Here is a 13,385-nt window from a genome sequence, read left to right as displayed (position 1 = left end):
GGGCTCCGCGGCGATTGATTACGCGGCGACGACGTCAGTGCGCGGCGCGTTCGCGCGCGACGAGGGCGTCGGTGATGCGAAGCGCGTCTTCCTGCGAAGCGCCGAGCACGCGGTACTTGCCGTCGACGACGAGATTCGGCGTGCCATCGACGCCCGTGCGATCGATGAAGGCTTCGGCATTGCGCAGACGCAGCGCGACCGGCGCGCTTTCCATGCGGCGCATGAAATCGGCGGGATCCGCGCCGAAACGCGCATAGAACTGCGCGATCTGCGCATCGGTCGCGATGTTCGGCGCGCCCGGCAACGTCTTTTCTTCGTGGATCGCATTGAACATCGCGACGTGCGTCTTGTCGGCGAGGTCGAGTTCCTGCGCGGCGTAGTACGCCTTCGCGTACGGGATCCACCAGTTACCGAACGGCGCCGGCATCGCGACGAACTTGACGTCGTCCTGCTGCTTCGCGCGCCATGCATCGAGCATCGGCTCGAAGTGCGCGCAGTGCGGGCAGGTGTAGCCGAACACTTCGACCACCTCGATCTTTCCGGGCGTCGCCTCGAACGGCGCGCTGTCCTTGACCGTGACGAAGTCGCGCCCTTCCACGAGGTCGGTGGGCAAGCCGGGTGCTGCAGCCTGCTGCGCGCTCGGCGCAGCCGCGGGCTTCGCAGCCTTCGGCGGCACCTTCTCGCAACCGGTCAACGCGAACATGCCGACGAGGGCGAGGACAACAACGGAACGACGGATCATGCGCAGGCTCCGGATCGGAAAGGGTTATCGACGCGCGGACGCGGCGATCTCGCGATCGACCAGCCAGCGCGCAGTAGCGAGCTGGCCGTCGCGCGAGTTCGTGGTCACCCGGTAGCGGCCGGCGACGATCAGCGTCGGCGTGCCGTCGACCTGGCTGCGCACGATGAAGTCATGCGCCTGCGCCATCGCGGCGTCGACGGGACGCGAGTTGTAGGTGGCGAGGAAACGCGCCGGCGCGATGCCGTAGCGCTGGTAGAAGGTGGCGATCTCGTCCGGCGACGCGTCGCTCAACGGCACCGTCTGCTCGACATGCAGCGCGTTGTACATGTCGGCGTGCGAGCGCTCTGCGACGCCGAGGATCTGCGCGGCGAAATAGGCACGCGCGAACGGAATCCAGTCGCCGCGGAAGTCGGCCGGCACGGCGACGAAGTGCGCCTGCTTCGGCAGCGTGCGCACCCACGACTCGACCGCCGGCTCGAAATGCGCGCAGTGCGGGCACGGGTAGCCGAAGACCTCGGCGACCTCGACCTGGCCTTTGACGGCGTGGTACGGCGCGCCGCCGTCGATGACCTCGTAGTCCTCACCCTGCACCGGCGCTTTCGGTGCGGCGACGGTGGCCAGCGGAAGGGCGAGCAGCAGGGTGGCGGCGACGCGGAGCAGCAGATTCATCGGAAGCCCTGGAGTGCGGATACGAAAACGCCGACCGCGCAATGCACGGCCGGCGTCGAGGGTACGGTCAGCCGGTCACATCGGACCGTCGGGCCGGCGCGAAGTTCAGCCCTGCTTCGGCGTCGCGGCCGGCGTGGCGGCCTTCGAAGCCGGCTGCACCGGCGCGGTGGTCTGCGCCGGAACGCTGGTCGGCGCGACAGGCGTGGCGGCAGGCGCTGCCGGAGCCGAAGCCGCCGGAGCGGCCGGCGAGGCGTTCATCGCGACCGGCGCGGCGGCGCCCGACTGCGCACCGGCATCGTTGCCGCGGTTGTGCAGGCCCTGGATGTAGCTGGCGAGCGAACCGATCTCGTCGTCGGTCAGCTTGCCGGCGATCGTCGCCATGATGTGGAAGTTCTTGTACGTCGGCGGCGCGCCGGTGCCCGTGCGGTATTCCTCGAGGCGACGCTTGGCGTACTCGGCCTGCTGGCCGGCGAGTGCGGGGTAAGCCGGGCCCGGATTGCCCTGGCCGGCGCCACCGTGGCAGGCCATGCACGCAGGGATGCCGCGCGACTTGTCGCCGCCGCGGAACAGCGTCTCGCCGACCTCGTAGAACTTCTTGCCGGCGTTGGGGCCGGCCGCGATCGCGGTGTCGTCGGCGATGCCCGAACCGGCCTTCTGCGTCTGGAACCAGGCGCCGAGGTCGCGCATGTCCTGTGCGTTGAGCACGGCGGCGATCGGGTACATGACGGAGGCCATGCCGGTGGTGCGCTGCTGGCTCTTGAACAGGCCGAGCTGCTGGGCGACGTAGCGCTCGGGCATGCCGGCAAGGCGCGGATAGGTTGCGACCGACGGATTGCCATCCAGGCCGTGGCAGGCGGCGCAGGCGCCGGCCTTCTGCTGGCCGCGCTTGGGATCGCCCCACGTGGCGTGCTCTTCGGCCCCGGCCAGCGGCGCGACCTGCACGGGCGCCTTGTCCGGAACCGGGGTCACCGTGGTCTGGGCGACGGCAGCGGCGGCAACCGCGAGAGCGGCGAGGCCGACAAGGCCGTAGACGCGGGCATGGCGCATGCGAGGAAGCTCCGGAGTAACGCGAGGATGGCGCCGCGAACAGGCGCCGGAACCGCGGAATTATCGGCGCCGGCCGGGTAGCGGGTCAACGCGCGCGGCTGCGGTCCGGGTCGCCCGTCACCGCCGGAAGCGGCTCGAAGGGGCCGGCATGCGATCCTTGTCGCATGTCGAACCCCTTCCAGCGCGCCCGCTACATGCTGTCGGCGCACAACATGGCCCAGCTGCCGCCCGACGGCGGCTACGAGGTCGCCTTCGCCGGCCGCTCGAACGCCGGCAAGTCCACTGCGCTCAACGCCCTCTGCCAGCAGGGCAGCCTGGCGCGCGTCTCCAAGACCCCCGGCCGCACCCAGCAGCTGGTCTTCTTCGACTTCGAGCCCAAGCGCGACCAGCCGCCGTCGAACCGCTACCTGGTCGACCTGCCCGGCTACGGCTACGCGAAGGTGCCCAAGGACCTGCAGGCGCACTGGCAGGCCTTCATCGACCGCTACTTCACGACGCGCGAAGCGCTGAAGGGCCTGATGGTGATCATGGACATCCGCCATCCGCTCAAGGACTACGACCTGCAGATGCTCGGCTACGCGGTCAACCGCGGCCTGCCGGCGCATGCGCTGCTGACCAAGGCCGACAAGCTCGGTCGCGGCCAGCAGATGCAGTCGCTGCAGGCGGTGAAGCGCGAACTGACGAGTCGCTTCGGCGATACCGTCGGCGCGCAGGTGTATTCGGGCGAGTCGAAGCAGGGCGTTGACGAAGCGCGCGCAGTGGTCGCCAACTGGCTGCAGTTCGACGCCGGCTGATCCGCGTCAGTGTTCCGCAGCGAGCCGTGGATCGATCCACGCGCGTAGCGCATCGACTAGCGCATTGATCAGCACGATTGACGCACCGACCACCAGCACCACGCCGAGCACCAGCGTGTAGTCGCGGTTGAGCGCGCCCTGCACGAAGTAGCGGCCCATGCCGGGAATGCCGAACACCTGTTCGACCACCGCCGAGCCGGTGACGATGTTGATCAGTGCCGGCGACAACCACGCGACGACCGGCAGCAGCGCCGGTGGCATCGCATGCATCAGCAGCACGCGCGACCGTGAAAGCCCGCGCGAACCTGCCGCGCGCAGGTAGTCGGCCGATAGCGTTTCCAGAAGCGATGCACGCATGAGTCGCGCGCAGTACGCGATGTTCGGCAAGGCGAGCGCGATGACCGGTAACACGATGTTGCGCGTATCGCCCCAGCCACCCGCCGGCAGCCAGTGCAGCGTCACCGCGAACAGCAGCACCAGCATCGGTGCGACGACGAACTTCGGTACGGCAAGTCCCAAGCCCGCGACTGCCATCACCGAGCGATCGACGACGCCGCCCGCGCGCGTCGCCGCCAGCGTTCCCAGCGGAATGCCGAACGCCAATGCGAGCAACAATGCGAGCCCGCCGTTGAGCGCCGATACCGGCAACGCCTGCGCGACGAGTTGCGAGACGCGGTAGTCGGGGTACTGGAACGAGGGACCGAGATCGCCACGCACGACATCGCCCAGCCATGCGCCGTACTGCGCAATGGCGGGACGATCGAGCCGGTATTGCGCGGCGAGCGCGGCCTGCACTTCGGGCGGTGCGGATTTCTCGGTGTCGAACGGCCCGCCTGGCGCCGCATGCAGCAGCACGAAGCACAGCGTCGCCAGCAGCCACAGCGTGAGCAGTGCTTCGGTGAGCGCGCCCAGCAGGCGTCGTATCATGCGAAGTGCCCGGCGATTCGACCGATGAGCGACGCCGCGATCATCGCGACCGCGCCCCAGCCGACCACACGCAACGCGCCACGCAACGTCGATGCACCGCCGGCCGATGCCGCGAGCGCGCCTGAAAGCGTGAGCGCGAGCAGCGTCACCACGATCGTCACCACTTCGACCTGCGACGCCGGCGCGAACACGGTCGCGAGGATAGGCAATATCGCGCCGCTGATGAAGGCCGCGCCGGAGGCCAGCGCCGCCTGCAACGGACGCGCACGCAGCGTGTCGGTGATACCGAGCTCGTCGCGCGCATGGCTCGCGAGCGCATCGTGCGCCGTGAGTTGTTCGGCGACTTCGCGCGCGAGATCCGCCTCCAGCCCGCGACGTTCCCAGATCATCGCGAGTTCGCGCAGTTCGCTTTCCGGTTGCTCGTCGAGTTCGCGTCGTTCCTTGGCGAGATCCGCCGCTTCGGTGTCGGCCTGCGACTGCACGGACACGTACTCGCCGGCCGCCATCGACATCGCACCGGCAACGACGCCCGCGATGCCGCTCGCGAGAACCGTGTGCGGTGATGCACCGCTCGCGGCGACGCCCACGACGAGGCCCGAGATCGACACGATGCCGTCGTTTGCGCCGAGTACGGCGGCACGCAGCCAGCCGGCGCGGTGACTGCGATGGGATTCCGGATGTCGCGGTCGCATCGGCATCACTCCTGAAGTCGCATCCAGCGCGACGCGTGGTGGTCGAGCGCGTTCGCTTCGAAGCCGCGCACGTGCGAATCGACGAGGTGCTTCGACGTATAGAAGTACAGCGGAATCACGGCGTCGGCCTGTAGCAAGCGCGTCTCGGCAGCGTGCAGCCATGCATTGCGTGCGACTTCGCTGCGGGCGGTGTCTGCATGCGCGAGGCGATCAACGACGCCGGCATCCATGTAGCCCGTCCAGTTGAGCGGGCCATTGCTGCCGAACGCGGCGAGGAAGTTGCGCGCGTCGGGCACGTCGGCGATCCAGCCGCCGCGAAAGACCTGCGTGATCACGTGCTGCTTGCGATTGCCCACGAAGACCTTCCATTCCTCGTTGCGCAAACGCACATGCGCGCCGAGCACCTGTCGCCACATCGCGGCGACGGCAAGCGCGAGCCGGCGATGCGGCGTCGACGTGTTGTAGCGCAGTTCGATTTCCAGCGGATGCGCATCGCTGTAGCCGGCGGCGCGATACAGCAGGCGCGCCTGCCGCTCGCGTTCGGCCTGCGTCAATGTGGACCATGTGGTTGTAGCGGGCGTGTAGCCGGCGATGCCAGGCGGCACCACGCCATATGCCGCGCGCTCGCCAAAACCCGTGACGTGACGCACCAGCAGGTCGCGATCGACGGCCAGCGACAGTGCCCGTCGCAACGCATGGCCACGATCGAGACAGCCGTCGCGCAAGGGCGACAGTCCGCGCGACGCGTCGATACCGCGCGGCGTGTTGACGCGCACGCAGTCGCCATCCTTGAACGGCGCGACCGTCGTATTGATGCCCAGCCAGAACGCACCGAGATAAGGCGAAAGGCGCAGCTGCGATCCGAACCTTTTCTGCAGCGACGCCGTCGGCTGCGGCGGCACGACTTCGGTGATGTGCAGGTCGCCCGCCGCAAAGCGTTGCAGCTCGGCGGCGGCGTCTTCCGTCACCTGGAACCGCACGCGATCGATGGCGACGTTCGCGGCGTCATGGAAGCGCGCATTGCGTTCGACAACGAGGTTGGCCTGCGGCGTCCACGACGTGAGCACGTAGGCGCCATTGCTGACCAGCGCGCCGGGCCGCGTGTGCTGCGCACCGAGACGTTCAACCGCCGGCAGATACACCGGAAACGCGATCGGAAGCGTCAGCAGTGCCGGCAGCGGTGCGCTGCGGTCGAGATGGAAGACGACGGTGCGAGCGTCCGGCGCGTCGACACCCAGCGCTGTCGGCGCAACATCGCCCGCCTGCACCGCCTTCGCGTTATGTAGCGCGTCGAACAGCTCGCCGAACGGCGCCGCGGTCATCGGGGCGAACGCACGTCGGAAGCTCGCCACGATCTGCTTCGCGTCCAGCGCCTCGCCGTTGCTCCAGCGCAGGCCGTCGCGCAGCACGAAGGTCCAGGTGCGGCCGTCGGGTGATACCGACCAGCGCTGCGCCATGCCTGGCACCAGCCGGCCGGCGGCGTCTTCGGTGACCAGCCCTTCGTAGAGGTCGCGCAGCACATTGCCGCAGGCGACCTCCTGGCATTTGTGCGCGTCCAGCGTCGACGGCTCGGGGCCGTTGCCGCGTTCCAGCGTCGCGGCATGCACACCGCCCGCGACCAGCAGGGCGAGCAGCGCAGCCCACGGTCGGCATGGGCGAAGGAGAGACGGGCAGGGCATCACGGCCATTCTAGGCGGGGCGGCCGCCGCTCCATGCGCGCAACGCAGACGCCCTGCCGGCGCGACGTCGTCCGTCACCGCCCGCGGCTAGACTGGCCGCCCTCCCGCGCCGCGGGACGCGTCGAGGTGCATGTGTCCGGTCCCAGCCAGGTTGCCGATCTCGAGATCGAATCCCGCGCGCAGCTCGTGGATTTCCTCGCGTCCGGCGTGCGCCCGCGCGAGGCCTGGCGCATCGGCACCGAGCACGAGAAATTCGGCTTCCGAACCGACGACCTGCGCGCGCCCACGTTCGACGGCGATCGCGGCATCGAAGCGCTGCTGAAGGGTTTGACGCGCTTCGGCTGGGCGCCGGTCGAAGAGAGCGGCCGCGTGATCGCATTGATGCGCGATGGTGCGTCGGTGTCGCTGGAACCCGCAGGTCAGCTCGAACTGTCGGGGGCGGAACTCGAAACGCTGCACGACACCTGTCGCGAAACCGGCACGCATCTTCGTGAAGTGCGCGAAGTCGCCGAGCCGATGGGCCTCGGGTTCCTCGGCATGGGCTTCCAGCCGAAGTGGCGTCGCGACGAAATGCCGTGGATGCCGAAGGGCCGCTACAAGATCATGCGCGACTACATGCCGAAGGTCGGATCGCTCGGCCTCGACATGATGACGCGCACCTGCACCGTGCAGGTCAACCTCGACGTCGGCAGCGAAGCCGACATGGTGAAGAAGTTCCGCGTGTCACTCGCGTTGCAACCGATCGCGACCGCGCTATTCGCGGACTCGCCGTTCACCGAAGGCAAGCCGAACGGTTTCCTGTCGTATCGCTCGCACATCTGGACCGATACTGACGCCGAGCGCACTGGCCTGCTCGATTTCGTGTTCGAGGACGGTTTCGGCTACGAACGCTACGTCGACTACCTGCTCGACGTGCCGATGTACTTCGTCTACCGCGACGGCACCTACATCGACGCGAGCGGGCAGTCGTTCCGCGATTACATGGACGGCAAGTTGCCCGTTCGCCCGGGTTATCGCCCGACGATGAAGGACTGGGCCGACCACTCGACCACCGCGTTCCCGGAAGTGCGGCTCAAGAAGTACCTCGAGATGCGCGGTGCGGACTCCGGCCCGTGGAGCCGCATCTGTGCGCTGCCGGCGTTCTGGGTCGGCCTGCTGTACGACGATGCCGCGCTCGATGCCGCGTGGGATCTCGTCAAGGATTTCTCACTCGAAGAGCGTCATGCACTGCGTGACGGCGTGACACGCGACGCGTTGAAGCTGCCGTTCCGTGGTGGCACGGTGCTCGATCTCGCACGCGAAGCCGTGAAGATCTCCGCCGCGGGTCTGCGTCGTCGCGCGCGAACGAACGCAGAAGGTGCCGACGAATCGATGTTCCTCGCGCCGCTGGTGGAGATCGTCGAATCCGGCGTCACCGCGGCGGAGCGCAAGCTCGAGCTATTCCACAGCGAGTGGAATACGAGCGTGGATCCGGCGTTCCGGGAGTTTGCGTACTGACGTCGCTCGCGTGACGATGCGCGCTTCGTCAGGGGGAATGCGATGGATCCAATCAACTCGGCCGAGCCGCACGAAGGCGTCGTTGTCGACGCGCGCGGCCCTACGACCACAGGTGTGGTGCTGGCGATACTTGTGATTGTCGTCGTGCTCGGCGGCGGCGGTTACTGGCTGATCCGCGCAGGAAGTCAGCTCGACGCCGCGTCGCTCCCGCTAGCCCACGCGCCGACGAACAAGGCAACGCGCGAACTGCCGAGCGTGCCCGTGCAGGTAGACGCTGTCGCTCCTGTCGCGCCTTTATCCGCCGCGCCCAGGATGACGGCGGATGCGCCTTCTGTGATGCAGCCCGTGGTTGTGCCCGCGGTCGACGACATCGCGACTAAGCGCAAGCCGAGTCCCGTGGTAGCACCGGTCGCGCACGATCTGATTGCCATTGCATCGGAAACGCCACCCGCCGCCGGCCAGCAAGGCCTGGTCGACGCGATGCGAGCAGGCCGTCTTCGCCTTGCGTCCGATGCCGACATCCAGCAGTGGATCGCGCGCAGCAGCCGGCCGGTGTCAGTCGATCGAATGCATTTCATGGGTCGCTCGGGTACTTACGTAGTGACCGGCGACTTCGTCATGCCATCCGGCCTGACCGGCGCGCATTCGGCAGTTTTCCTGCTGCCGCAAGGTGTTCCGTTTCCGAAGGGCGACCCGGGGCATTCGATCATCCTCGACATGTCGTCCGGTGCATGCGCCGGTGTGACATGCGCGATGTTGCGCGACTGACCGTCGAGCTCACGCCCACTCGTTAGGTGCGCTGCGACCTTCGACTTCGCGCATCCGCACCACGCAGAATCGCTGCCCCGTCGGCGACTCCATCACCCACCAGCGTTTGACGAACGCGATCTTCTTCGCGCCCAGCGATTCGAGACGTGCGGCTTCAGCGTCGATGTCGTCCGACTCGATGTCGAGGTGCACGCGCGACGGATGATCGACCTTCTGCACTTCGATGTGCAGGCCGCCGGGCGTGTCGTTGAAGTTGACGTATTCGGACGTGGCGTCGCTGGCTTCTTCGGGATCGATCGCGCAACCAAGCGCCGCGCTCCAGAACTTCGCGGCGGCATCGAGATCGGGCGTGTTGCAGTCGATGATGAAACCGGCGAGGCGGCTGCGATGGGCCATGGCGGCGCTCCGTTGGGGGAATGCGGAGCGTAAGCGCGTCGATGCGGATCCTGCGTGTCGCTCGTCGTCCCAACGTGCTGCGATACGACGCGTGGCAAGCGTTCGATGCGCGGACGTTCCGCTGCGACTTCTTCAATGAAAACGGGCACCCGAAGGCGCCCGTCGATCGCGTTATCGATGCGATTACTGCGGCACGGACAGATCGTCCAGCAGCGCCTTGAGGAAACGCGCCGCTTCGCCGCCGGTGCAGGCGCGGTGGTCGAAGGTCAGCGAGATCGGCATGCGGCGGTGGACTTCGATGCCGCCCATCACCGCGACCACGTCGTGGCAGAGCTTGCCCGCGCCAACGATCGCGACGCACGGCGGCACCACGACCGGCGTCGCGTAGCGGCCGGCGAACATGCCGAAGTTCGACAGCGAAATCGTGTAGCCCGACAACTCGCTCGGCGGAATCGAACGATCGCCGACCTGCGCGCGAAGGCGCTGGATCGCGGTACGGATGCCGCCACCGTCGAGCATGTCGGCATTGCGCAGCGCGGGCACGAACAGGCCGTCGTCGGTGTCGACCGCGATGCCGATGTCGACGTGCGGATGCAGCGTGCGCGTCAGGCTCTCACCGTCGAACCAGGCATTGAGCGCCGGCACGGCCTTGCACGCGGCGACGATCGAACGCACCAGGCGTGCGGTGATGTCCTGCTTGCCGATCCACGCGTGCAGGTCGGCGTCGTCGACCAGCGTGGTCGGCACGACCTTGCTGTGCGCATCGGCCATGACGCGCGCCATGTTGCGGCGCACGCCCTTGAGCTGTTCCGGCTGGCCCGTCGCCGCGACGCCCGGCGGCTGCGTGCGCATCGGCTTGCCCGACTGCGACATCGTGCTGCGCTGCGCCTGCTGCTGCGGCGCCTGCATCTGCTGCGGCGACGTCGCGGCCGCGCGATCGGCTGCACGCGGTGCAGCACCACCTTGTCCCGCACGCGCCGAACCATCGGCCGCCGCGCGCTTCACGTCGTCCATGGTGACGACGCCTTCGGCGCCGCTCGCACGAACGCGGGAGAGATCGACGCCCATCTTGCGCGCGAGCGCACGCACCGCTGGCATCGCCTTGACGCCACCGACCGCGACCGCCGATTCACTGCGCACCGCATCCGAACTCTGCATCGCACCGACCACGGTGCCCGCGTCCGCGCGCTCGCTGCCGGCCTCGCCCTTCGCCGCCGGCTTGGCGTCGTCGCGCAGCACGCCGCCTTCGTCGGACGCGATGACCTTGTGGCCCGGGCCCGGCTCGGCCGTTTCGGTACCGGCGCCGCCGTGCGTCTGCGTCGCTGCGTGACCGCCGCCGTGGTGATGGCCGGTGTCTTGGCCTTCGGCGCGCTGCGGCATCGACGGATCGATTTCGAACACCGCCAGCATCGTGCCGGTGACGACGACATCGCCCGCGCCGCCCGAGAGCTTCACGACCTTGCCGGAGACGGGCGAGGGCACGTCGACGACGGCTTTCGCGGTTTCCATCGACACGAGGTTGTCGTCGAGGCGGATCACGTCGCCTTCCTTGACGTACCACTCGACGATGGTCGCGTCCGGCAGGCCTTCGCCGAGGTCGGGGAGCAGGAAGATCTTCTGATTGCTCATGGCGTTGCTCGTTCCGTAAGTAGGTTCAGACCCAGACGTCGTTCTGCGCCGTCAGGTCGCTGTCCGCGTCGCCGGTGTTCACGACGCCACGCGGCTCGATGATGAGCGCATGGCATTCGCGCGCGGCGCGGGTGATGTGTTCGACGCCGCGCGGGATGACGATCATCTCGCCCGCGCGCAGCGTCACCTCATGGTCGCGATAGCCGACCTGCATCTCGCCGTCGATCACGATGAACGTTTCGTCCGTCGCGTCGTGCGCATGCCAGACGAACTCGCCCTCGAGCTTCACGACCTTGAACTGCACGTCGTTCATTTCCGCAACGACGCGTGGCGACCAGTGCTCGCCGAATGCGGCGAGCTTGGCCTGCAGATCGATCGCTTCGCCCTTGGGCGTCGGCATCAGCCGGCGGCCATCGCGCGCTTGGCGGCGGTGACGATGCGATCCACGCTCGGCAGGTACTTCATCTCCAGCCGGAACAGCGGGATGTGCGTGTCGTAGCCGGTGACGCGCTCGACCGGCGCAAGCAGGTCGAACATCGACTCTTCCGCGAGGCGCGCTGCGATTTCCGCGCCGAAACCCGCCGTCTTCGGTGCCTCGTGCACGATCACGCAGCGGCCGGTCTTGGCAACCGACTCGGCGATGGTCGCGAAGTCCAGCGGGCGCAACGTAGCGACGTCGATCACTTCGCAGTTGATGCCTTCGCCGGCGAGTTTCTCCGCGGCTTCGAGCGTTTCCTTGACCTGCGCGCCCCACGTCACCAGCGTCAGGTCGGTGCCGTCGCGGAGCACGTAGCAGACGTCGAGCGGCAGCGCTTCGCCATCGTCGGCGACCACTTCCTTGTACTGGCGATAGATGCGCTTGGGTTCGAAGAAGATGACCGGGTCCGGATCGCGGATCGCCGACAGCAACATGCCGTACGCGCGCTGCGGCGACGACGGCATCACCACGCGCAGGCCCGGCACGTTGGTGAAGATCGCTTCGTTCGCTTCGGAGTGATGCTCCGGTGCGCGGATGCCACCGCCCCACGGCACGCGAAGCACCATCGGGCAGGTCAGGCGGCCGCGCGTGCGATAGCGCATGCGAGCGGCGTGGCAGACGATGAAGTCGACCATCGGATACATGAACCCGTCGAACTGCGCTTCGGCAACGGGCTTCATGCCCTGCGATGCGAGGCCGACGGTGAGGCCAGCGATCGTCGTTTCGTCGAGCGGCGTATCAATCACGCGCTGCGAACCGAACTGCGCATGCAGGCCGGCCGTGGCGCGGAACACGCCGCCGTTGACGCCGACGTCTTCGCCGAGCACCAGCACCGAGGGGTCGTTGCGCATCTCGTAGGCGAGCGCCTGCGTGATCGCTTCGATCAGGGTAATGGCGTTTTCGGTGGGTTTGATCTGTGCGTTCATCGACGGCCCTCCAGGCTCAGCGCGTATTCGCGTTGCGCGCGAAGGTCCTCGGGCATGTCGGCGTAGAGGTAGTCGAACATCGCTTCAACCGGTTGCACCGGGCATTCGAGGTAAGCATTGATCTCGACGTCGATGAGCTTGCCGCATTCCTCGATCCATTCCTTTTCCTGCGCCTCGTCCCACAGCTTCTGCGCGACGAGGTAATTGCGCAGGCGGATGAAGGGCTCGCGCGTCCAGGCGTCCTTCACTTCCTGCTCGCCGCGGTAGCGACGCGCGTCGTCGGCGGTGGTGTGGTCGTGCAGGCGGTAGGTCATGAACTCGATGACGCTGCCGCCCTGGCCGCTGCGTGCGCGCTCGGTGGCGCGGCGCATGGCTTCGAGCACGGCGATGAGATCGTTGCCGTCGACCTGCAGGCAGTACAGCCCGCCGGCCAGACCCTTCTGCGCAAGCGTCTTGGCACCGGTCTGCGCGCCGCGCGGCACGCTGATCGCCCAGCCGTTGTTGATGACGCAGAGCACCAGCGGCGAGGTGAACGCGCCCGATGCATTGAGGCCGGCATAGAAGTCGGTCTTGGACGAGCCGCCGTCGCCGCAGCAGGCCACCGCGACGCGCGGTTCGTTGCGCAGCTTGAACGCAAGCGCCGCGCCGGACGCCATCAGGCACTGCGTCGAAATTGGCACGCACCACGGGTAGTCGTTCTTCGGGCCTTCGAAGTCGTTGCCGCGTTCGTCGCCGCCCCAGTACATGAGGACGTCGCGCGGCTTCACTCCGCGCATGAACTGCGCGCCGTATTCGCGATAGCTCGGCGCGAACACGTCCTCGGGGCGCATAGCTGCGCCGATGCCGACGTGCGTGGCCTCGTGGCCGAGGCAGGCTGCGTACGTGCCGAGCTTGCCGGTGCGTTGCAGCGCGATCGCCTTGGTGTCGAACGTGCGCACGAACAGCATCTGCTTGAACAGCGGGACCAGCTGCGAGGCGTCGCGGAACGCCTCGGGAAGTTCGGCGACGGTCGAGCCGTCGGGGCCGATGTACTGCAGGTATTCGATTTCGAAACTCGCGGCGAGCGTCATCCGTGGGGTCCGGTGCGTCGGAAAGCGCCTGATTCTACCGGCGGGGTCGTTAAGCGGCATGGCGCGCTGCG

At 67.8% G+C, this 13,385-nt stretch carries 13 protein-coding genes and 1 pseudogene; 3 read left to right on the top strand and 11 right to left on the bottom strand.

The features are described from left to right. Positions 1-34 precede the first annotated feature (34 nt). From ACVWWW_RS14640 to ACVWWW_RS14630, 3 genes and pseudogenes are all read right to left on the bottom strand, one after another. Positions 35-742: a DsbA family protein gene (locus ACVWWW_RS14640; RefSeq protein ID WP_036140979.1), complete on the bottom strand. Its 708-nt coding sequence runs from the start codon at positions 740-742 to the stop codon at positions 35-37. A gap of 24 nt (positions 743-766) precedes the next feature. Next, complete coding sequence (locus tag ACVWWW_RS14635) at positions 767-1,411, bottom strand: thiol:disulfide interchange protein DsbA/DsbL (protein ID WP_027081756.1); 645 nt, start codon at positions 1,409-1,411, stop codon at positions 767-769. Between the two features lie 264 nt (positions 1,412-1,675). Next, positions 1,676-2,458: pseudogene (locus tag ACVWWW_RS14630) on the bottom strand (c-type cytochrome); the annotation flags it as partial. 164 nt (positions 2,459-2,622) lie between these two features. On the opposite strand from ACVWWW_RS14630, the gene yihA reads away from it, so the two are divergent. Further along, a complete protein-coding gene (gene yihA, locus ACVWWW_RS14625; RefSeq protein WP_027081757.1) occupies positions 2,623-3,252 on the top strand; it encodes a ribosome biogenesis GTP-binding protein YihA/YsxC in 630 nt (209 codons plus the stop codon). 6 nt (positions 3,253-3,258) lie between these two features. Here the strand turns inward: yihA and ACVWWW_RS14620 are convergent, their stop codons facing one another. From ACVWWW_RS14620 to ACVWWW_RS14610, 3 genes are read right to left on the bottom strand one after another with little or no spacing between them, the layout of a single operon-like run. Next, positions 3,259-4,179, bottom strand: coding sequence for an ABC transporter permease subunit (locus ACVWWW_RS14620; protein WP_027081758.1), 921 nt, complete (start codon positions 4,177-4,179; stop codon positions 3,259-3,261). Further along, positions 4,176-4,871, bottom strand: coding sequence for a VIT1/CCC1 transporter family protein (locus ACVWWW_RS14615; protein WP_027081759.1), 696 nt, complete (start codon positions 4,869-4,871; stop codon positions 4,176-4,178). Before ACVWWW_RS14615 ends, ACVWWW_RS14620 begins: the two co-directional genes overlap by 4 nt. 5 nt (positions 4,872-4,876) lie before the next feature. Continuing rightward, positions 4,877-6,550, bottom strand: coding sequence for a peptide ABC transporter substrate-binding protein (locus ACVWWW_RS14610; RefSeq protein WP_036141202.1), 1,674 nt, complete (start codon positions 6,548-6,550; stop codon positions 4,877-4,879). Between the two features lie 132 nt (positions 6,551-6,682). Here ACVWWW_RS14610 and ACVWWW_RS14605 point away from each other — a divergent pair, with 132 nt between their 5' ends. Beyond that, positions 6,683-8,047, top strand: coding sequence for a glutamate--cysteine ligase (locus ACVWWW_RS14605; RefSeq protein WP_027081761.1), 1,365 nt, complete (start codon positions 6,683-6,685; stop codon positions 8,045-8,047). A gap of 42 nt (positions 8,048-8,089) precedes the next feature. Beyond that, on the top strand, positions 8,090-8,815 hold the full coding sequence (locus tag ACVWWW_RS14600) for a hypothetical protein (protein ID WP_027081762.1): 726 nt from the start codon (positions 8,090-8,092) through the stop codon (positions 8,813-8,815). Positions 8,816-8,824: 9 nt separating this feature from the next. Here ACVWWW_RS14600 and ACVWWW_RS14595 read toward each other — a convergent pair whose 3' ends face one another. From ACVWWW_RS14595 to pdhA, 5 genes are all read right to left on the bottom strand, one after another. Then, on the bottom strand, positions 8,825-9,211 hold the full coding sequence (locus ACVWWW_RS14595; RefSeq protein WP_027081763.1) for a VOC family protein: 387 nt from the start codon (positions 9,209-9,211) through the stop codon (positions 8,825-8,827). A gap of 183 nt (positions 9,212-9,394) precedes the next feature. After that, the gene (locus tag ACVWWW_RS14590) at positions 9,395-10,840 is read right to left on the bottom strand and encodes a dihydrolipoamide acetyltransferase family protein (RefSeq protein ID WP_027081764.1); all 1,446 of its coding nucleotides are present in this window, start codon (positions 10,838-10,840) and stop codon (positions 9,395-9,397) included. 25 nt (positions 10,841-10,865) lie between these two features. Next, positions 10,866-11,240 carry a cupin domain-containing protein gene (locus ACVWWW_RS14585; protein ID WP_027081765.1) on the bottom strand — a complete coding sequence of 125 codons (375 nt, stop codon included), beginning with the start codon at positions 11,238-11,240 and terminating at the stop codon, positions 10,866-10,868. Beyond that, a complete protein-coding gene (locus ACVWWW_RS14580) occupies positions 11,240-12,244 on the bottom strand; it encodes an alpha-ketoacid dehydrogenase subunit beta (RefSeq protein WP_027081766.1) in 1,005 nt (334 codons plus the stop codon). The genes ACVWWW_RS14585 and ACVWWW_RS14580 overlap by 1 nt, the downstream gene beginning before the upstream one ends. Next, positions 12,241-13,314: a pyruvate dehydrogenase (acetyl-transferring) E1 component subunit alpha gene (gene pdhA, locus ACVWWW_RS14575; RefSeq protein ID WP_027081767.1), complete on the bottom strand. Its 1,074-nt coding sequence runs from the start codon at positions 13,312-13,314 to the stop codon at positions 12,241-12,243. Before pdhA ends, ACVWWW_RS14580 begins: the two co-directional genes overlap by 4 nt. Between the last annotated feature and the right edge of the window lie 71 nt (positions 13,315-13,385).

Source organism: Lysobacter sp. HA18, assembly GCF_054057595.1.
The sequence above is the reverse complement of the archived record's forward strand: the minus strand, read 5'-3'. Positions and strand labels throughout refer to the sequence as shown.

Excerpts from the sequence above, each read along its gene's own strand:
- pdhA (WP_027081767.1), bottom strand. The coding sequence starts at position 13,314 with ATGACGCTCGCCGCGAGTTTCGAAATCGAATACCTGCAGTACATCGGC.
- ACVWWW_RS14590 (WP_027081764.1), bottom strand. The coding sequence starts at position 10,840 with ATGAGCAATCAGAAGATCTTCCTGCTCCCCGACCTCGGCGAAGGCCTG.
- ACVWWW_RS14610 (WP_036141202.1), bottom strand. The coding sequence starts at position 6,550 with ATGCCCTGCCCGTCTCTCCTTCGCCCATGCCGACCGTGGGCTGCGCTG.
- ACVWWW_RS14640 (WP_036140979.1), bottom strand. The coding sequence starts at position 742 with ATGATCCGTCGTTCCGTTGTTGTCCTCGCCCTCGTCGGCATGTTCGCG.
- ACVWWW_RS14600 (WP_027081762.1), top strand. The coding sequence starts at position 8,090 with ATGGATCCAATCAACTCGGCCGAGCCGCACGAAGGCGTCGTTGTCGAC.
- ACVWWW_RS14585 (WP_027081765.1), bottom strand. The coding sequence starts at position 11,240 with ATGCCGACGCCCAAGGGCGAAGCGATCGATCTGCAGGCCAAGCTCGCC.
- ACVWWW_RS14635 (WP_027081756.1), bottom strand. The coding sequence starts at position 1,411 with ATGAATCTGCTGCTCCGCGTCGCCGCCACCCTGCTGCTCGCCCTTCCG.
- yihA (WP_027081757.1), top strand. The coding sequence starts at position 2,623 with ATGTCGAACCCCTTCCAGCGCGCCCGCTACATGCTGTCGGCGCACAAC.
- ACVWWW_RS14580 (WP_027081766.1), bottom strand. The coding sequence starts at position 12,244 with ATGAACGCACAGATCAAACCCACCGAAAACGCCATTACCCTGATCGAA.
- ACVWWW_RS14615 (WP_027081759.1), bottom strand. The coding sequence starts at position 4,871 with ATGCGACCGCGACATCCGGAATCCCATCGCAGTCACCGCGCCGGCTGG.
- ACVWWW_RS14620 (WP_027081758.1), bottom strand. The coding sequence starts at position 4,179 with ATGATACGACGCCTGCTGGGCGCGCTCACCGAAGCACTGCTCACGCTG.
- ACVWWW_RS14595 (WP_027081763.1), bottom strand. The coding sequence starts at position 9,211 with ATGGCCCATCGCAGCCGCCTCGCCGGTTTCATCATCGACTGCAACACG.